The organism is Paenibacillus sp. sgz302115 (genome assembly GCF_056120445.1).
In genome coordinates this window covers 67,251-86,488 of the sequence record NZ_JBVYOK010000017.1, presented here as the reverse complement: position 1 = coordinate 86,488, position 19,238 = coordinate 67,251, and the positions used below count along the sequence as shown (strand labels likewise).

16 protein-coding genes are annotated in these 19,238 nt (G+C 52.7%); 3 read left to right on the top strand and 13 right to left on the bottom strand.

Annotated features, from left to right (window positions below; translation table 11 throughout):
* Positions 1 to 12: 12 nt before the first annotated feature.
* From AC0LWN_RS24880 to AC0LWN_RS24870, 3 genes are all read right to left on the bottom strand, one after another.
* The gene (locus tag AC0LWN_RS24880) at positions 13 to 6,651 is read right to left on the bottom strand and encodes an FN3 associated domain-containing protein (RefSeq protein WP_474670118.1); all 6,639 of its coding nucleotides are present in this window, start codon (positions 6,649 to 6,651) and stop codon (positions 13 to 15) included.
* Positions 6,652 to 6,995: 344 nt separating this feature from the next.
* Entirely contained in the window at positions 6,996 to 7,883 is an 888-nt protein-coding gene (locus AC0LWN_RS24875) for a 5'-3' exonuclease (protein ID WP_474670116.1), read from the bottom strand.
* Positions 7,884 to 7,959: 76 nt separating this feature from the next.
* Positions 7,960 to 8,325, bottom strand: coding sequence for an arsenate reductase family protein (locus AC0LWN_RS24870; RefSeq protein ID WP_474670114.1), 366 nt, complete (start codon positions 8,323 to 8,325; stop codon positions 7,960 to 7,962).
* Positions 8,326 to 8,350: 25 nt separating this feature from the next.
* On the opposite strand from AC0LWN_RS24870, the gene AC0LWN_RS24865 reads away from it, so the two are divergent.
* A complete protein-coding gene (locus AC0LWN_RS24865) occupies positions 8,351 to 8,803 on the top strand; it encodes a hypothetical protein (RefSeq protein WP_474670112.1) in 453 nt (150 codons plus the stop codon).
* A 77-nt stretch (positions 8,804 to 8,880) separates the two neighbouring features.
* Here the strand turns inward: AC0LWN_RS24865 and AC0LWN_RS24860 are convergent, their stop codons facing one another.
* The gene (locus tag AC0LWN_RS24860; protein ID WP_474670110.1) at positions 8,881 to 10,068 is read right to left on the bottom strand and encodes an RluA family pseudouridine synthase; all 1,188 of its coding nucleotides are present in this window, start codon (positions 10,066 to 10,068) and stop codon (positions 8,881 to 8,883) included.
* Position 10,069: 1 nt separating this feature from the next.
* A complete protein-coding gene (locus tag AC0LWN_RS24855; RefSeq protein ID WP_474670108.1) occupies positions 10,070 to 10,633 on the bottom strand; it encodes a cob(I)yrinic acid a,c-diamide adenosyltransferase in 564 nt (187 codons plus the stop codon).
* A gap of 181 nt (positions 10,634 to 10,814) precedes the next feature.
* Between AC0LWN_RS24855 and AC0LWN_RS24850 the strand changes: the two genes are divergently transcribed.
* Complete coding sequence (locus AC0LWN_RS24850) at positions 10,815 to 11,228, top strand: GNAT family N-acetyltransferase (RefSeq protein WP_474670106.1); 414 nt, start codon at positions 10,815 to 10,817, stop codon at positions 11,226 to 11,228.
* 39 nt (positions 11,229 to 11,267) lie between these two features.
* Here AC0LWN_RS24850 and AC0LWN_RS24845 read toward each other — a convergent pair whose 3' ends face one another.
* The 7 genes from AC0LWN_RS24845 to AC0LWN_RS24815 all read right to left on the bottom strand — a co-directional run bounded on the left by AC0LWN_RS24845 (position 11,268) and on the right by AC0LWN_RS24815 (position 16,003).
* On the bottom strand, positions 11,268 to 12,161 hold the full coding sequence (locus AC0LWN_RS24845) for an alpha/beta fold hydrolase (RefSeq protein WP_474670104.1): 894 nt from the start codon (positions 12,159 to 12,161) through the stop codon (positions 11,268 to 11,270).
* Between the two features lie 32 nt (positions 12,162 to 12,193).
* The gene (locus AC0LWN_RS24840) at positions 12,194 to 12,823 is read right to left on the bottom strand and encodes a TetR/AcrR family transcriptional regulator (RefSeq protein ID WP_474670102.1); all 630 of its coding nucleotides are present in this window, start codon (positions 12,821 to 12,823) and stop codon (positions 12,194 to 12,196) included.
* A gap of 159 nt (positions 12,824 to 12,982) precedes the next feature.
* Entirely contained in the window at positions 12,983 to 13,189 is a 207-nt protein-coding gene (locus AC0LWN_RS24835; protein WP_458964903.1) for an aspartyl-phosphate phosphatase Spo0E family protein, read from the bottom strand.
* 184 nt (positions 13,190 to 13,373) lie between these two features.
* A complete protein-coding gene (locus AC0LWN_RS24830; RefSeq protein WP_474670100.1) occupies positions 13,374 to 14,594 on the bottom strand; it encodes an aminotransferase class I/II-fold pyridoxal phosphate-dependent enzyme in 1,221 nt (406 codons plus the stop codon).
* Positions 14,595 to 14,607: 13 nt separating this feature from the next.
* Positions 14,608 to 15,108 (bottom strand): Lrp/AsnC family transcriptional regulator, encoded by a 501-nt coding sequence (locus tag AC0LWN_RS24825; protein ID WP_474670098.1) that lies wholly within the window; start codon positions 15,106 to 15,108, stop codon positions 14,608 to 14,610.
* 186 nt (positions 15,109 to 15,294) lie between these two features.
* A complete protein-coding gene (locus AC0LWN_RS24820; protein ID WP_474670096.1) occupies positions 15,295 to 15,681 on the bottom strand; it encodes a spore coat protein in 387 nt (128 codons plus the stop codon).
* Positions 15,682 to 15,769: 88 nt separating this feature from the next.
* Positions 15,770 to 16,003: a hypothetical protein gene (locus tag AC0LWN_RS24815; RefSeq protein ID WP_474670094.1), complete on the bottom strand. Its 234-nt coding sequence runs from the start codon at positions 16,001 to 16,003 to the stop codon at positions 15,770 to 15,772.
* A gap of 176 nt (positions 16,004 to 16,179) precedes the next feature.
* Here AC0LWN_RS24815 and AC0LWN_RS24810 point away from each other — a divergent pair, with 176 nt between their 5' ends.
* Positions 16,180 to 17,409: an NAD(P)/FAD-dependent oxidoreductase gene (locus AC0LWN_RS24810; protein ID WP_474670092.1), complete on the top strand. Its 1,230-nt coding sequence runs from the start codon at positions 16,180 to 16,182 to the stop codon at positions 17,407 to 17,409.
* Positions 17,410 to 17,514: 105 nt separating this feature from the next.
* Here AC0LWN_RS24810 and AC0LWN_RS24805 read toward each other — a convergent pair whose 3' ends face one another.
* Positions 17,515 to 19,053, bottom strand: a complete 1,539-nt coding sequence (locus tag AC0LWN_RS24805) for a flavocytochrome c (RefSeq protein WP_474670090.1) — start codon at positions 19,051 to 19,053, stop codon at positions 17,515 to 17,517.
* Between the last annotated feature and the right edge of the window lie 185 nt (positions 19,054 to 19,238).

The window sequence follows — 19,238 nt, the reverse complement described above, 5'->3', positions numbered from 1 at the left end:
TTGCCCCCTCTCTTATGGACTGACTACAATCAGGCTCGCCAGCGCATACAGATCCTCGATGTCGATGATGCCGTCCCTGTTCAGATCCGCCTTCTCATACTCCGTCCAGCCCGGGTCCGATGCCTTCTTGCCGTAATAGAACTTGACCAGTTGGAGTACGTCGTCCAGCCCCGCTTTGCCGTCTCCGTTCAAATCTCCGGCCACCCCGGCAGTTACGGATGCTTTGAAAACTTGAACTGCTGCCTGCAATTGCAGGATCGCCTGCTCGATCTCCGCTTGAGTAGCCACAGTGCTGTTCAGCACCTTCACCGCCGCTTCAATCGAAGTCCATAAAACAGCCTTGGAGCCTGCCGGATATTGACCTGCAAGAGTGCCCTCTACAGCGGCATCGTACAGCGCCCGCGCATTCACAACCGCTTCACTCAACGCCGTTTTCGAGATTGCCGTAATCTCGAAGCTGTAGTAGACGCTTTCGGTTACCGTTGTTTCAAAGCCGGAGCTGTCGGTCAAAATGATATCGGACAAATACACGCTGCTCGTCACGGTCTGCTCCGGCACCTTGGCCTGAAGCTGTATTTTCAGCAGCGCCGAAGGACCCGTACCGCCCCCCTCCGGCTGTGCGTCAGCCGCAATGTAGCGGATTACGCCCGGCTCAGCAGACGCCTCAACAACTGTATATCCGGGCTTCAGCGCCTCTGCCGAGATATAGTCGAGCTGCGCCGGATCATAATGGAAGGTGAACTCGCGCGCATACACATTTTGCGTTACTGTGTTCAGTCCGAAAATGGCGTCAAACGTCTGATTGCCGATCAGGCTAGGAGGCCCCGTTAAGGTGAACGCGGCAGACGCAGGCGGTTTCAGCGTAAGATCTGCCACTGCGGCCTGCAGCGCGTCGATGGCTTCCTTAATCTCGGCCTCGGTCGCCAGCCCGTTATCACGGACAGCGACAGCCGCCTCCAGTGCCGTTTGCAGCGCCGCCCAGCTTGCTGGCGTATAGTGGGCCTCAGTGAGCGCCCTGGCCGCAGCAACCGCTGTGTTCAGAGAGGCGCGGTCCGCCTGCAGGACATAATGTTTTTCCAGCACCCCGCTTGTTTCCCCGTCAATGACTGCAACGGCCTTCAGCGTCGTTTCACCGATCGGCAGAGCAATCGGCTGCGTATACTGATAAGTGGCGTATGTCGCAGTGGTTACAGCAGGCGTGCTGCCATCGAGCGTGTAATAGATTTTCGCATTGGCAGCCGGAGGAGACAGCGTCACCTTTTGCGGATACAGGTACGGTCCCGATTCCAGACTTGCCTTCGGCGGCGTCAGTACGAACGGCTCAGGCAAGGTCGAATATACCTGTACCTCTACCAGACCGCTGCCCCAGCCATTGCTGAGCGCATCGTTGTTAACGCGCCGCACTTCATTGACCTTCAGCTTCACATACCGGTACTGTCCGACAAGCTTATCGGAGTTGAAGCCTGCCCACATATTAGTGCTGTTGTTGACCAGTTCGATCCAGTTCTCGTTATCCTTCGATCCGAAAATCTGATACCGGTGATACATTTCCGAACCGTTGTACAGCCGGTAGGCCACATCAATCCGTGAGAGGTCGTAAATACCGCCCAGGTCTACCGTGTACTCATACGGTGCGGCCAGATTGCCGAAGAAGGCGCTCGAATCGCCCCACGTATTCAGGTTGAAGGCGTAGCCGTCGTTCGCTTTTTCAATGCCTGTGGCCGCATTGCCCGTGATGGTTGCATTTTTGCCCTGGGATACCAGGTACGCCTGCGGAAGCTCCACAGCGCCGGTCGCCGCATTCAGCTTCCAGCCCGTCGTGAACGATACGGAAGCGGTATGGTCGGCATTGTTGAACTTAATCGGCAGCCACACATACCGTGAATCGGAAAGCTGGCTTGACCGCCATCTGTCGCCCATGTAGACATACGTTTTGGAGCCGTCCTCACCCGTCAGCTTCATGATGTTGGTCGGCTGGCTGTAGTAGGTGCTGTTGTTGCCGAAGGCATATTTTTCGATAATCTGCCCGTCCGCCTTCACCGGCGTCCAGCCCTCAGGGTCCTTGAGATCGGCGTTGAAGCTGACCGTTCCCTGGTTCGGCAGCCAGCCCGATTGGCCGGACGATACCATATAATAGCCGTCATCCGCACGGACTACCGCCGGCGCCTCGCGTCCGACATCCTCGTAGAAATGGTATGATTCAAAATCGGCCGCTTTGGTTGCAGGATCGCTGAACTCATAAGTCGTCAGGTCCATATCCGTATAATCCGCGCTCAGCCGGTGAACGCGCATCGAATGGCCTTCTGCCGATACGAGATACGCTTTGCCGTCATCATCGGTAAAAGCCGTAAAGTCGCGCGAAATGTAGCCCATTTGCTTGGTATCATTTTGCACGCTGGCCGGGACGGTCACCTTGACGCCACTGGTTTTGTAATATTCGGAGTCGAGATAGATGCCGCCGTCACTGCGCCAGTTTTTCAGGGTACCGCCTGGACGCCAGTGTCCGAGGAACGTGTACGGCCCTTCCGGGCGATCCGCGACTGCAACCGCAATCTGGCTGCTCGCATAGCTGTTCGACGTTTCCCAATGCCCGTAGAGGACGTATTTTCCGGTTGCCTCATTATAAATCAGCTTCGGCCGCTCCCATTTGGCATCCAGCAGCCCGTATTCCGCGCCTTCCGCCGTCTTGGCAAACTGGTCGAGAATATTGCCTTCGCTCTTCCAGTTCACCAGATCGCGCGAGGAGTAGAGCGACACCGCATAGAAGGATGCGCCGTTGTGAAGCTTGTTCTCCCCTACCCAGTAATAGATCGGCTTGCCGTCTGCGGCCACCTGCTGCAGGAACCCGCCGCCGTGCGCCTGGATCGGATTGCCCTCGGTGTCATACCAGGTTTCTCCGACAGGAACGCCGGCCGTGGAGTAATCTACGACTCTATCCGGGTGGACGGTCTGCGCCCATTTGAAGGCTTCGTCAATCTGCAGCGCGGCCCGGTCTACAGCCCACTGCGTTGCGGGAGCATCGGCTAATACTTTATCCGCATTGCTTAGCGCTGCAGTAATCGTCGCCCAGGTTCCGTCAGTATACGCGCCCCGCTCCGTATCCTTCTTCTCGTCGTATTTCGTCTGCAGCGCCGCTTTGTCCACATACGGCGTTCCGAACACCGCCAGCTCAATGATGCCGTCGGCCCAGGTCGCATTTTGCCCGTTCATTACGTTGATTACCTCGTTCACGGTTAAGCGTACATACCGGTAATTTCCGGCATCCGTGATCGGGTTCGTAACAAAGCCGACGACATTGTTGGCCGAACCGTCTACGAGCTTAGTCCAGTTCGCCTTGTCCTTGCTGCCTTCCAGGGTAAAACGGTAGGCCGTATCCGAGCCGTTCACCTCTCTTGTCGTCAGGTTGATCTCGGACAGCTTCGCATACTGCTCCAGATCAATGACAATGTTGTAGCCAAGCGAGCTGTGGCTTACCCAGGAAGAGGAAGACAGATCCGCTCCGTCAGTAACGGCGGCCCCGTCCAGCCCCTGGGAGTCAACAGCCTTCTTGCCCAGCGAGAGGTTCTGGCCCGCCTGTACTGGAATCATCCCGTAGACCGGGTCCAGATCAAGCCGGTGGAACCAGTCGGCCGTCGCGACGCCGTTATGGAACACCATCGGGAACAGCCTTGCGTAAGTGCCCATCGGATCGGGATAATTGGCGGCGTATTGCGCGCCCCAATGGTACCCGTTCAAGGCGAAGGCAGTCCGCCCGTTCGTTCCTGTCCAGGAAGCGGTCCCGTTCGCCTGGGTCGCAAAGGAGGAGCCGTTGCCGATTGGCCGGAGCGGTGTCCACTCTCCGGCAAGAGAATCCGCAGAGGCATATTCCGCCTGGCTTGGATACCAGCCGTTGGCCGTGGAACCGAAGAAGTAATACCGGCCGTCGTATTTCAGAATGGACGGCGATTCCTTGTGCTTGTTCACGAACACGGTGTTCACCAGTGTCACAGGCTGCTCCCAGCCCGCATCCAGCTTGGCAATGCCGATATCGCTGTTGTTGCGGGTCGCATACAGAATGTAGCCTGTGCCGTCATCATCGACGAACAGCGACATGTCGCGCGATTCCTGATTGAACGGCCGGCCTCTGAAGGTGGCCGCAAAATCATTCCCGCCCGGAGTCACCGACCCAAGGAACAAGGCGGCACGCCCGTAGCCGCTGCTCGCTTCCTCGTGTGCGGTGAAGATGATTTTCCCGTTAGCCGGATTAAGCCGGTAGCCTTCGCTCTCCACCCGCATATCGCTGAACGAGCCGAGCAGGCGTTCATTGCCATACGTATGTCCATCGGTGCCCGTCAGCTCGTATATGCCGGTCGTGACAATCCCGGTATCGGCATCCTTGACCGCCCGGTATGTGTAGCTGTACCAGGTGCCTCCGACCTTGACTCCAGTCGTATCGCCCTGCTTGAGATTGTCTGCACCGGTATAGTTGTCCTTAGTCTTCACAATGGCTGAAGGATCGTAGGAGAAGGTGCTGATTGTATTCGTCTGTGCGGTTGCAATGACTTCACCTTTGCTGACCGCCTTGACGGTGTAGCTGTAATTCTGGCCTGCGGCAAGGCCGTATTCGTCAATCGTATCCCCGTAGGTCCGGTTGACAAGCACATCACCGCGGTATATCTCGTAATAGTCGGCGCCCGAAATGACAGGCCAGGATATTTTCACATTGTTGACCGTATTCTGTCCGTCCAGCCGGAATTCGGTTGCCGTGGCCGCCCACTCGCTGCCGTAATATGCCACAGTCGTGATGGCGCTGCTGCTGCCGCCCGCAGTGATAGCGGCCGCTTTAACCGTTGTGCCTTTGGCTACGTTGAAGGGGCCTGTGTACGGCTTACTGTCAAGGCTCGGGTCCGTACCGTCGGTCGTGTAGTAAATATACTTGCTGCCTGCCGGATGCGAGATCGTAACCGGCCCGTAAATTTGTCCCGCGGCAGGGGAGATGACCGGTGAAATGTTCGTCACACGGAATTCAGTCAATTCCTCCAGCGATAGCGCTTTGTTAAAAATCTGGTAATTGTCGATCAGCCCGGCATAATATTCGCCCGAGCCCCAGTTCCCCTTCCCGAGCTGAAGAATGCCGCCCGATGAGGTCAGGATGCTGGTCAGCGCATGGCTGCTGCCCACCGTTGACTTCAACTCGCCGTCGATATACAGCTTGGTGTCCGCCGCCGATATGACGATATCGACATGCTTCCAGTTGGAGCTGCCGGCCGTCTGCGCACTTGCAGGACGTGTGCCGCTGTTGTTGTACCGCTCCACGGTAACGGCAGAGGCGGTGTCGATGACACCCAAATAATGCTCGTTCAGGTATGACTGCGCATTCGTATTCGGAGCAGCGAACAGCGCCCAGCCGCTGCCTCCGTTCGGCTTGCTGTCATAGGAAATTGTCAGCTCGTTCAGTCCGGCCAGCAGCGGCTTGCCGTCGGTCTTCGTAATATTCAGCCAGAAGCTGCTGCTGATATTTGCCGCTTTGCCGTTGCCCTCGAACGAATCAGCATAGCTGGCTGTACCTTGAACCGCAGCCTTCGCCACACCTCCGGTCAGCCCGCTTACGGCATTGTCGAAATTGAAGCTCGCAATCAGATTGTCCCCGGCATCAACCGGCGGCACCTTCACGGTGTAAGATTTGCTGTAGCCGAACCAGGTCATCGTCAGCGTGACGGTTTTGGCGCTTTCTCCCTGTGCCGGGCGCGTCACAGCGCCGGTGGCCGGATTGATCGTATCCGCATCGCTTGAGGTCCAGACGATGTTCGGATCGCTGAGCAGCGCTACATTGCTGCGGACCTCCAGCCCGTCCGCCAGCGTCTGTGATGCAAGCAGATCATTCCACGCAAACAGCCGGATCTCCCCGGCGAAGTAATCCGCCGCCTGCGCATCCAGCGCATCTTTGAATACACGGACATCGCGGTAGTGTGAATCGAGGTTGGAGAAGGTCGCAATCGTACGGTTGAGCCGGAACTGCCCGTTGCCGATTTTATCGGCTCCGATTCCATTCGAAGCGGCCTCCGCCGCCTTGACCCCGTCCACCCACACGGTCAGCTTGCCTGTACCGGCTGTGCCGTCCAGCGCAATCGTATAGTTATGCCACATATCGGCTGCAGGAGCGTCGAAGGAGGCCACCACGGCATCCGTTCCGCCCTGCTTCAGCACAACTGCCGCTTTACCTGTGCTGTAATAGGGCCGCAAGGTGATGTTGTTATTGTTGTCGGCCCCGTAGGACAGAAGGGTGTTAGCCGCGCTCGTCGTCCGCGTCTGGCTCCCGTTCAGCTTAATATCGAGCGAGAAAGAGATTTTATCTCCCGTAATGGCTGCGCCCGGATTCGTGCCGGCAATATGGCCGTTATTGGCATTGCCCGGATTGACGAGCGAAACATACTGCGCGTTCCAGACCGGAGAGCTGCCGCTTAATACCTGTGAAGTGTTCAGCTTGTTCTGATATTGATACGTACTGTTCAATGGATAATACGCCACCGTCACACTGTCCAGCGAGCTTGCATCGAAACTCGCTGCGTGAGCATAAGGAACTGGCGAAAGACCACCGATGAATACGCTTACAATTAATGATGCACGCAGTGTCCTCGTCCAGGCTTGTCTCAGCGTTGACCTCAACCCCATTGCCATTCCCCTTTTCTCTATTAAAGTAAAAGTCATAGAATACCGTCATTCCGCCTCTGCTCCGAATTGCTCCGGACTTGCCCTTTCCATCCCCCCTCTTAAATCACAAGCGCTTACAAAACAATACTGCCTATGGGCATGGTTCTCTCTTTTTGATTGGATTATAAAGGAAGAATGGTGGGATCGGTAAGTGCAACATTCTGCTGCGAGTGAACAAAGCTATCTTTTCGCCTGTATACATATCTTCAAAATTGAACAATTGCAAACAGCCGGACTGTGAACGGCAAAACGGCCCTCCATCAGCGAGATGGAAGACCGTTTACCTAATAAGAAAAATATATTATTTAACTCACTGCCTCACCGAGTATTTTTACAAGACCGCCAAACTCTAATTCCTCAAATTTCTTTGTGGCAGCCTCATGACGCAGATTCCATAGACATTCATTGAGATCACATTCAATTGGCACATCCAGGCGGATTCTAGCCAAATCTCTTGAAAGGTGCAGCATGTCCAGGTTTTCTTCAATTTTCTTCTTGATGCCTGCAGGAAGCATTTCAAGGCATTCGAGACAGCCTTCAACAGATCCGTACTCGCTCAACAGTTTAAGGGCAGTCTTTTCACCTATACCTTTAACCCCTGGGTAATTGTCACTGGTATCCCCCATAAATGCCTTTAAATCTATCACCTGCAGGGGAGTTAGCTGCTTAGCAGTAAACAGAGTCTCTAAATCATACACAGTGTAATTAGAACGTCCCTTATTCATTATTACAACTTTTATCTGTTCAGTGATTAACTGAAGCATGTCATGATCTCCGGTTAAAATAAACACCTCAGTGTCGCCTTGAAATTTTTTTGCCAGCGTGCCAATACAATCATCAGCTTCATACCCGGTTAGGCCAATATTGGGCACACCCATTTCAGACACGACTTCTTTGACTAAGTTGAATTGCGGCAGAAGTTCAAGTGGAGCCTCTGAACGATTTTGTTTGTACTGGCTATAGGTCTCGGTACGAAAAGTACTGCTCCCCATATCCCAGCAGCAAATAACATGTGTCGGGTTGAAATTGTTAATTGCATCAAAAAAGTATTGAATAAATCCATACACCGCATTTGTAGGCAACCCGCTACTAGTTTTACGAATATATCCAGAATAAGAAGTCGCATAAAAAGCCCGGAACAGCAGAGCCATTCCATCGACGATCATTACCCGGCCCGTAGTTTCTGCGCTCATGTGTAACCTCTCCTTGTTTGTTCTTCATTTAGGCTTACTCTTTGATATATACCGCACCAGCGGATGAACTAAAAAATCAGATTTGACTCCAAGCTTCTGCATATTGCTCGTCCTTGAAGCCCACGGTAACCTTCTTGCCGTCAGTGACAATTGGGCGTTTGATCAGCATGCCGCTGCCTGACAGCAAGGCCAACTGCTCATCTTCGCTCAGGCCCGGAAGCTTGTCCTTCAGTCCAAGACTCTTATAGACTTCACCGCTCGTATTAAAAAACTTCTTAAGCTCAAGCCCGCTGTTCGCCACCAGCACGCGCAGCTCCTCTACAGTCGGCGGCTTCTCGGCGATATGCTGCAGCTCCAGCTCATGCCCCGCTTCCTTTAACCATTTCACAGCACTGCGGCAAGTACCGCATTTCGGATATTGATAAACCTTCAGGTGACTCATTGGCTACTCCTTCAGTAAAAGTAATATGCTTTGGCTCAACAACGGCATTTTTGCCGTTGTTGGTGCCCAAAGTGGCGGCGACTCGGGCAAAAACGGCATTTTTGCCGTTGTTGGCGCCCAAAGTGGCGGCGACCCGATTATCAACGGCATTTTTGCCGCTATTGACGCCCAAAATGGCGGCAACCCGATTATCAACGGCATTTTTGCCGTTGTTGACGCCCAAAGTGGCGGCGACTCGGGCAACAACGGCATTTTTGCCGTTGTTGGCGCCCAAAGTGGCGGCGACTCGGGCAACAACGGCATTTTTGCCGTTATCGGCGCCCAAAGTGGCGGCGACTCGGGCAACAACGGCATTTTTGCCGTTGTTGGCGCCCAAAGTGGCGGCTGCTCGGGCAACAGCGGCATTTTTGCCGTTGTTGGCGCTCAAAGTGGCGGCGACTCGGGCAACAGCGGCATTTTTGCCGTTGTTGGCACCTAAAGTGGCGGTGACTCGGGCAGTAACGGCATTTTTGCCGTTATTGACGCTCAAAGTGGCGGCGACTCGATCAGCAGAGGCTAACCTTCTGCTGCCATCCGCCGCAGCTTCTCCTGCAGCCGCGCCATATCCGGCGGCAGCGGAGCGTCGAAGACCAGCTCCGTGCGCAGCACCGGATGCTGGAAGGCCAGCCGCACGGCATGCAGCGCCTGACGCGAAATGGATGCATCCAGCTCCGCAATCCGCTCCAGCTCCACTCGCTCTCCCGCGCCCAGCTCCACGACCCGCTCCAACTCCACTCGCTCGTCCGCGTCCAGCTCCGCAATCCGCTCCAGTTCCGCCCGCTCGTCCGCGTCCAGCTCCGCAATCCGCTCCAGCTCGACTCGCTCTTCCGCGCCCAGCTCCACGATCCGCTCCAGCTCCGCCCGTTCTTCCGCGTCCAGCCCTGCAATCCGCTCCAGCCCAGGCCCCCTGGCCAGCTCCGCCTGGCCGTAGAGCCTGTGGCGGTACATGCCGTCGCCGATCAGCGGGCAGCCGATGGAGCTCATGTGCACCCGGATCTGGTGGGTGCGGCCGCTCTCCAGCTTCAGCTCGACTAGCGCTGCGCCGGGATAGACCTCCTTGACCTCATAGCGGGTCAAGGAGGGATAGCCTTCCGGCGTCACAATCCGCCGGTGCGGCTCCAGCGGGTCGCGGTCGATGGGACCGTCGATATCCCCGCTTGGCGCAGCAGGAACGCCATGCACAAAAGCAGCATAACGCTTGTCCACCGTTCCGGCAATCATCTGCTCGGAAATATGCTGGTGGCTGTAGGGATTCTTCGCAATGACCAGCACGCCGGACGTTTCCTGGTCCAGGCGGTGGACAGGGCGGAAGCGGTATTGTTCTCCTTTTTGCGCCCAGTAATAGACAACTCCATTAGCAAGGGTGTCGGTATAATGCCCATGCGTCGGATGTACAATGATGCCTGCCGCCTTGTTGACAACAAGAAGATGCTCGTCCTCATAGAGAATCTCGAACGGAAGCGGCTGCGGCAAAATGTCCTCCGAGGTTTCCTGCTCCATGCGGATTTCCACAAGATCTCCGGCATGGACCCGGACACTGATGTAGACCCGCTCGCCATTCAGCATGATGCCCTGCTCTGTCATTTTGAGCCGGGACAGCAGCTTGCGCGATACGTCCATCCGCTTCTGCAGAATCGTCTTAAGCAGCCAGCCGTCCTCGGACGGCGGCACTTGATAGGATATAGGTGAATAATAGCTCGTCATATTAATTGCGGAACACCTTTTTACTGCGCACATATTCCACGTCAGCAATCCCAAGGCGCGTATTAGCCGCGCGGGCCAGCGCAAAGAAATAATCCGACAGCCGGTTCAGATAGATTACAGCCTCCGGGTTGATATCCGCACTGCGTCCCAGCGTAACCGCGCGCCGTTCCGCCCGGCGGCAGACGGTGCGGCACACATGCAGCACTGAGGACAACTGGCTTCCCCCCGGCAGAATGAAGCGCTCCAGTACCGGATTCTCCGCCTGCAGCAGATCAATCCAGCCCTCAAGACGTACTGCCATCTCGCTTTTCACCTTATATTTGCTCTCGCTGATCTTCACAAAAGCCAGATCAGAGCCGCAATCGAACAGCTCATGCTGAATCTCCAGAAGCTGCTCCCGGACATCCGCGAACTTCTCATCCTCCATCAGGCTGCGCGCCTGCCCGACAAAGCAGTTCAGCTCGTCGATGGTTCCGTAAGCTTCAACGCGCACATCGTCCTTGCCTACTCTGCCGCCGATAACCGACGTTTCTCCCTTGTCACCCGTACGTGTATAAATCGCCATTTCTTGACCCTCCTGACTTTCAGTCACATAATATTAGTTTAAACGTTCAACTATAAATAAGGCAAACAAAGATCGTCATTTCCGCCATGTAAAAAATAACTATAAAAAGAAACTCCCTTCCTTTAGAGCAAATGAACATTGTATCATAGATCTAATTGAGCATCGTAAAGGAGCAGTCAAATTGAGGATTATTGCTGCAACGGATTCGGACTATGAATATATTAGAAACCATGACCGTCATATCTCAGAACATTTGATTTTATCCAAAATTAGCAGGAACGAGATTTACATTTTCCAAAATGAACGTGAAGTCATTGTAGGCTGGATGCGCTTCGGTTATTTTTGGGACAACACCCCTTTTATGAACATGATTTGGATTGATGAACCCTACCGAAGCAATGGCTTAGGGAAAAGAGCCCTCCTTTTCTGGGAGGATGAAATGAAGATGAGGGGATTTCAATTGGTGATGACATCCACGCAAGCTAATGAAGGCGCCCAGCATTTTTATAGAAAATTGGGTTATCGGGATTCAGGGTGCTTATTGCTCGAAGACGAGCCATTGGAAATCCTTCTAACTAAGAAACTGGAACAATAAGTTCAGCGAAAGACACCGCCGGTCATTGCTTCCTCCGTATCAATAATTGCTGCTGCCTTGTAAAAAGCTTATCACTTCCCGGTTTACGGCCTCCGGCTGTTCATGATTGACGCCATGCCCGGCGTCCGGTATAACTTGATACCGAAAATCTCCATCCTTCAGCAGCCTGATAAAATCCCGCTTATGGTCCAGCTTGTAATCGCCCAGTAAAAAATAGAGCTTATCTCTGATGCGCAGCGCTCTCTCCTTATCATACCGCTGCAGCTTATGGATGAACATGGCCTGCTGATTGTGATTCTTCATTAACAGCACCAGATGGTCGGCCACTTCCGGATACTTCTCTAACATGCGGGAGTTTGGCGAGCTAAGCTTTTGGACAACCTTGAGCAGGTTGCTGCGGGTAGGCAGGAGGATTTCAGGAAACATCATCAGCAGGGTTTGTACCATCGCCTTGAACGGTGCAGTGATCATTCCCCCTTCCATACAGACCACACGCTCAACCCGTTCACTTTCCATCGTTGCGTAATTGTAGGCCATGTATGCCCCATTTGATACACCTGCGATATGGAACCTCCCCAGCTTCAGGCTGTCAGCAATACTGGTTATCCAGTCTACCTGGCTGAACGTCTGTTTGGTGTAATTTTCATTCGGAACACTTTTTCCCGGCCCGCCTAGGGTATCCACCGCAATGCAGTAAAAATGACGGGACAACATCTCCATGTTGAGCAGCCACATGACTGCCGAGTTGTCACCCACCCCGTGAAAGAGCAGCAGAGGCGGATTTGCAGCATTGCCGGCAAAAATACAGTGTGTCGTACCGTATGGAGTGACAATATCCTTCTCTTCAATCTCAGTTTTCCACTGTTCAAGAAGCGAATCGTAAGATTGCAGCACTGCCTCTCTGCCAACCTCACTTTTAAAAATCTTCACCATAGCAGATCCCATCCTTCAAGGTATTTGTCCGGCTAACAGTCCCTCTTCATAAAACGCAGAATCAGCCCGGCTGACGGGAAGGGGGCTTCCTGAGAGGTTTGAATTCTTGCAATACCCAGACCCTGGATAAATGAAAAATAGGCGATAGCGATAAGCAGCGGATCTCCGTCTACAATCTCATGAGCCTGTTGGCCCTCGATAATTAGCGGAACCAGATGTTCAAAAGGCAGCTTGATTTTATCCTGGGCAATGCGCTTCGCTTCCTCCGGTATCGCATCGGTAGTTGAGGTCTGAAGCAAAATCAGCCGCCAATGCTGCATAGCCAGGCTGTCAGACGACAGAAAGGCTTCGGTCAGCCACAATATTTTCTCCCAAGCAGTCCCTTCCAGCTCAGCAGCATACTGAACCGATAATCCCGCCCCCTCTGAGGCAAGCTCGACAACCTTAGTAAAAATCTCCTCCTTGGATTTGAAATAGGTATACACATAACCTTGGCTGAACCCGGCACTTAGGGCGATGTCCTTAATTTTGGTACCGGCAAAACCCTTTTTAGAAAATACTTCTATAGCGTGCGTGATAATCTGGCGGGTCGCATCATCAGGAGCCAATCGCTCAAAACCCTCAATGAACCTCATCTCCAAAAGCTTACTCTGTACGCTCAAGTAGAGTTCCTCCTTTTGAATGAATCTTCATTCATAATAACACTATATGGATTACTATGTAAATAAATGTTATCTCACCAAACAACAACGGCTGCGCCGTCCTAAATCACAAAAAAGGGACCCGAAGGTCCCCACTATGACATTCTCTTCACTAGCATGCTAACCCCTGCGGGAACGTCTCTTCATATACTCATTAATCTTCAAGTCCAGCAGGCTGCTGATTTCAATAACGTTAGCCGAGGTAAAGGAGTTCTCCTGCACAAAAAGCTGCTCCATTTTCCCGCGGAGTACCCGAATTTCATCTTCCAAAGAGAGTCTGCGTGCGTTGACATCACCCTTGGGGGGCCGTTTCCCGCTTCCGGTCAAACATTCCCCACCGTAGGAAGGCAAGTAATAATCGGCGCTGAGCACAATCATCCCTCCTAAATGTATTATTCAGAATAGAAAAGGTCCTTGTAAGTACTATTACAGGTGTTTCTTGTCCTTAGAGTAAAATAATACCATACAGGAGGGCGATCCGCTATAGTCCTATTTGCTTCATTCTCGCGCACTATTCCGTTCGTTCACGTTCGAGCTGTGTGACAAACGCCCCTATCCGCTCAATGGCCTCATTCAGTTGGGACACCGAGGTGGCATAGGAACAGCGCAGATAACCTTCACCGCCAAGACCGAACACACTGCCGGGAACCGCAGCCACCTTGAATTCAAGCAGCAAGCGCTGGGCAAACTGGTCGGAGGTCAGTCCGGTGTGGCGGATGCTCGGAAATGCGTAAAATGCGCCTTGCGGCTCATGGCACTCCAGGCCGGCATCACGCAATCCCTTGACAATGAGACGGCGGCGCTGATTATAGGAGTCGACCATCCGGTCCTTCTCCTCCATGCCGTTGGTCAATGCCTCCAGCGCGGCCACCTGGCCCATCGACGGAGCGCACATGACGGTGTACTGGTGAATCTTCAGCATCGCGGAGATTAAATCCGGGTGTCCGCAAGCATAACCCATCCGCCAGCCGGTCATGGCAAAAGCCTTGGAGAAGCCGCTGACCAGAATCGTCCGGTCTTTCATGCCCGGCAGGGAGGCGAAGCTGACATGGGTGTCTCCGTAGGTCAGCTCGGCATAGATTTCATCGGAGATGACGATAAGATCATGTTTCTCCACTACCTTCGCAATCGGCTCCCAATCCTCACGGCTCATGATCGCGCCTGTCGGATTGCTGGGATAACAAAGAATAAGAACTTTAGAACGCGGGGTAATCTTGGCTTCCAGCCCCTCTGCAGTAAGCTTGAAGTTGTTCTCCCCAAAGGTCTCGATCCCTACAGGAATCCCGCCGCCAATGGCGGTAATCGGCGAGTAGGAAATATAGCACGGCTCTGGGATAAGAATCTCATCTCCCGGCGAGATTAAGGCGCGCAGCGCCAGATCAATCGCTTCACTACCGCCCACCGTGGCGATAATCTCATTAGCCGGATTGTACTCCACTGCGAAGCGGGTGTGCAAATATTCGGCAATGCCTTCCCGCAGCTCCGGCATGCCTGCATTTGAGGTATAGCCGGTGAAGCCTCTTTCCAGCGAATACACGCAGGCTTCCCTCACATGCCAAGGTGTCTTGAAGTCCGGCTCTCCGACCCCCAGGGAAATGATATCCTTGCTGCCTGCCGCCAGATCAAAAAATTTACGGATGCCCGATGGCTGGATCTGCTGGACCAGCGGGGACAAATATGAGCTCATTGGTCTGCCTGTATCTCCGGTGTGCTGACTGTTATTAGTGATCATGTGATTACTTCCTTTACGGAGATATCATAAGACGGTTGTCTTCCTCATGCTCTTCAAAGATGATACCGTCCTGTTTATATTTTTTGAGTGTAAAGTTGGTTTTGGTAGAGAGCACCGAATCAATCGGCGACAGCTTCTCGGAGACAAAATTGGCGACCTCCCGCAGATTGCGGCCCTCTACTTCCACTAACAGGTCATAGGCGCCTGACATCAGATAGACCGATTTCACCTGCGGGTACAGGTATATCCGTTCAGCAATGCCTTCGAAGCCGCGGCCGCGTTCCGGTGTAATCTGCACCTCGATCAGAGCGGTTACCCGTTCATCATCAACCTTATCCCAGTTTACAACTGTCGCATATTTTACAATCACATGGTCTTTTTCCATTTCTTCAATGGCCTGTTTGACATCCTCTTCTTCCGCTCCAAGCAAAGTCGCCATTAGCGCAGTAGAGCTTCGCGCATCCTCCTTGAGCAGTTCCAGCACTTTCCTCTTCAGTTCATTCATTTCCTTCATGCCTTCCCTCCGCGTAAAGAGTTTAATACTAATATGACATGAAAATGGGAGTTCTGCAAACAAAAATCAGACCGGCCGGCAAGTGCAGAACAGCAAAAAACAGAGAGACTGTTAAAGTCCCTCTGCTCCCTTAACCTCGAATATTCCGCCCACATTAAGCTTGCCTCGCTGCACGGGGGTGCAGGATTACATATAATATGGGTTATGTGTGTTCGCTTGATGCGTTGGAACCTGTCCAGCCTGTGCGTAGGCCCCGGCGTTGCCTGTCTTCTGCTGCACGAACTGCTGGCATTTCTGCCGGGTTTGCTCAGCGGACTGAATTTCCTTGTCCAGATCCTGGCGCAGCGCTTTACCCGGAACGGTATACATATTCATTTGGGACATCTTCGTATAAAGCTCACCTTGAAGGCGCAGCGTATCCATCGTCAGGTCCGTGAATACCCGCCGCACCGTTGGACAATTCGACTCTGTTGCGGCCGTAGTATATTCGCGGACGGTCCGCTTCAAATCAGCCAAAATTGTGTTCATTAAATCCTCATCCGACATAAATGCCGATCCACTTTGTGCGTACACGAAAAAACCTCCTAAAATTTTTGTGAGTATTAACCCGCTCCAGAAACATCTGCCTCAGGCTTTGTTAGCAATGCTTCTTTAGCTGATTTTATTGCGGTTGTGTCGGTGCGTATTGCTGGTGCTGATGGAGCAGATGTACCAACGCGTCCATATGATGGGAATGGCTTTGAATATGCTGGATGCAAATCTGGTGTACCGTGGAGTTTTGGGTGGTTCCGGCGGTAGCGGCCAGCTGCTTGAGCAGCAAATCCTCGTTGGAAATGGAGTCCACGATATATTCCAGTTCTTTTCCGCTAAGCGCCTGCATTTGCGTTGATTGCATGTTCTGAATTCCCTCCTTCAAAATGTTCAAGCAGTCCTTAGTATGCCTGAGACCGCAATTCTTTATGTGCCGCCGGGCACAAAGCCAAGAAGTTAAAAAGGCGTTATTCGCGCATGAGAGTCCGCCAGGCTGCCAATAATACGATATCGGAATCTCGCCAAAGGAGAGAGCAGCAGATGAAATTGAACAGCGGGCGGCTGCCCTGGGAAAATACTCTTATAAATCCTCCGGTCTATCCGGCACTAGAGGGGGATGTCCGCTGCGATTGTCTGATCGTAGGTGGGGGTATGGGCGGGGCAATGGCTGCTTACCGGATGTCCTTGAACGGAGCAGATACAGTACTCATTGATAAAAGAGTCATTGGGGGCGGCAGCTCCCATGCCAATACCGGACTGCTGCAGATAGCCAATGACAAATCATTAACCTCCTGTATAAATACGTTCGGGGAAAAGAACGGAGTATTATTCTACAGACTGTGCCAGCAGGGCATCCGAAGAATTCTGGAGCTGCCGGGCAAGCTGAATATTGATCCGCGGATTATTCCCCGCAGCAGCCTGTTATATGCCAGCAGACCTGAGGACGTTCCCGCGCTGCGGCTGGAGCATGATCATCTTGTCGCCCACGGCTTTGATTCGGAATTCTGGGAGCAGGACAAGGTGAGCGCACATTACTCCTTCACCAAGCCGGCTGCACTCTATTCTAAAGGCGATGCGGAAACGAATCCTTACCGGACCGTTCACAGCCTGGCCCAGAAGGCGCACTCGAATGGCGTTCGTGTATACGAACACACCAGGGCGCGGCATTATGAGTACAGTAAGGATGGGGTAGCCTGCATAACGGACAACGGACGGATCTATGCGGGCAATATTATTTTTGCAATGGGCTATGAGACGCAGGAGATGAAAAAGGACCGGGGGGCGTTACTGGTCAACACTTACGCGATAATGACTAAACCCCTGAAAAATCTCCCCAAATGGCACGAACAGAGCCTGATCTGGGAGACGGCCCGCCCCTACTTGTATTTCCGCACCACGCCGGACGGCCGCATCATTGCCGGGGGCAAGGACGAGCAGTTGACCAATCCGCAGCGCCGGGATGTCCGGGTGCTCACTCAGAGCCGGCGGCTGCTTGAGGAGATAGAAGCGCTTTTCCCGGAAACCCGCGGAATTCAAGCCGAATACTCCTGGGGTTCGGTTTTCGGATCAACCAGGGACGGACTGCCTTATATGGGACCGCATCCTGATTTCCCCCACTGCTTCTTCATTGAAGGCTACGGCGGGAACGGCACGGTCTACAGTATGATCGCCGCTGAGCTTTTGGCCGATACCCTTGCCGGTAAATACAGGCCGGAGCTAGAGCTGTTCTCGCTGACGCGTACCTCCAAGCCCTCCCCTTCACCGGACTAAGACGCGCACTCTATATCCATTGCACAAAGGGGATGCCCGTCAAGCCTGATGGCTTTCGGACATCCCCTTTAATTTTGCGTATTACGTGCCTAAATTTCAGACAGCTTATTTTGCTGCTTGTACGAATTCAGCCGATTTAATCCCTGCTTGACGGCCGAAAATAATGATTTCTGCAACAGAGTTGCCGCCGATCCGGTTTTGACCGTGCAAGCCCCCTGTAACTTCACCTGCTGCAAACAATCCTGGAATCACGCTGCCGTCTTTTTTCAGAACTTCAGTGTTAGTGTTGATTTTTACGCCACCCATAGTGTAGTGAACCCCAGGGCCGATTTTAATTGCAGAGTATGGTGCAGCGGACAAGTCATTGTCCATTCCTGTTGTTCTGCCGAATTCGGCATCATTTTTATTCTTAACCGCGCTGTTCCATGTTTCCAATGTCTTTTTCAATTGATCCGCTGGAACGCCGATTTCTTTGGCCAATGCCTCGATAGTATCCGCTGTTTTTACAAAGCCCATTTTTTCATATTGCTGAATCGCTTTGACGCGGGTTTTAACCCCGGAATCAAAGATAAGGTATGCTGATTTTTCTGGAAGCTTATTGATCGCAGCGGTAACATTATCACGGGTATCCATTTCGTTCGTGAAACGTTTGCCTTCACTTGAAACTAGCAGAGCGCCTTCCCCGCGAACCGCTTCCCCGATCAGATAGGATTTCTCCTGCTGTACCGTCGGGTGAACCTGGATCTGATCCATATCGACTGTGTAGCCGCCGACCTTCTCGATCATTTTGATACCGTCGCCTGTGCTGCCAACCTGGTTGGTGGTTACGTACCCCTTCAGATCAGGTCTAACTTGTTCAATCATTTCCTTGTTGGCACCGAAACCGCCGGTTGTTACAACGACAGCAGAAGCTGTAATAGTCTTTTCGTCAGCTTGGTTGAAGAGGACCTTCACGCCGTTAACTTTGCCGCCCTCTTGCGTAATTTCCTTTACATCGGCATTTACAAACAATGGGATGCCTTTATCTTGAACGTTTTTCACCAAACCTTTGACAAGGTATTGGCCCACCGCAGAGCCGTCTTCAGGACGGTGTGTGCGTTTTTCCTTCATTCCGCCTGTAATCGTGATATTGTTCAAGCGAATGCCGATCGAATCCAGCCAATCAATCGCGCTTGCGGAATTGTCAACGAAGAAACGAAGCATCTCTTTGTCGTTGGTGTTATGGCCGCCTTTTAAGGTCTCTTCATAAAATAAATCATTGCTGTCTTCAATCCCTTGCTCTTTCTGGAATTTCGTCTGGGAAGCATTCATCCCCGAGGAAGATTTGGTAGTATTCCCGCCGGCAACCGGCATTTTTTCCAAAATAACCGGATTCAAGCCTTTTGCCTTGGCTTCAAGCGCAGCAGACATACCCGCACCGCCTGCACCGACAATGATGATATCATATTTATCCTTTAATTGATCGTAAGGTGTATAGCTTGCTTCAGATGCTCCCGATACGGCTTCAGCTTTTTCTTTGGTCTCACTGGTCTTACCTTTGTTCTCACTGCTGGCGCTGTTGCTGCTGTTGTTGTTGCCGCATCCTGCGATAACCAGCATGACAGAGAGAATGAGAATAAGAGCAGCGGCTGCTTTCTTTTTCATGTGATGTTGCCCCCTTGTGCATATTTTCACAATTATCATAGCGGTAAAGGGGCTGGCCTTGGAAGCTTACGTAATTAAAAAAATCGTTTAGTAATTAAAGTAAGTGAAGCTTCTGACACCTGCAGTTACTTTTCTGTCCTTCTTTCTCGATTAGTCAGAAGCTAAAATGATCTTATAGGAATATC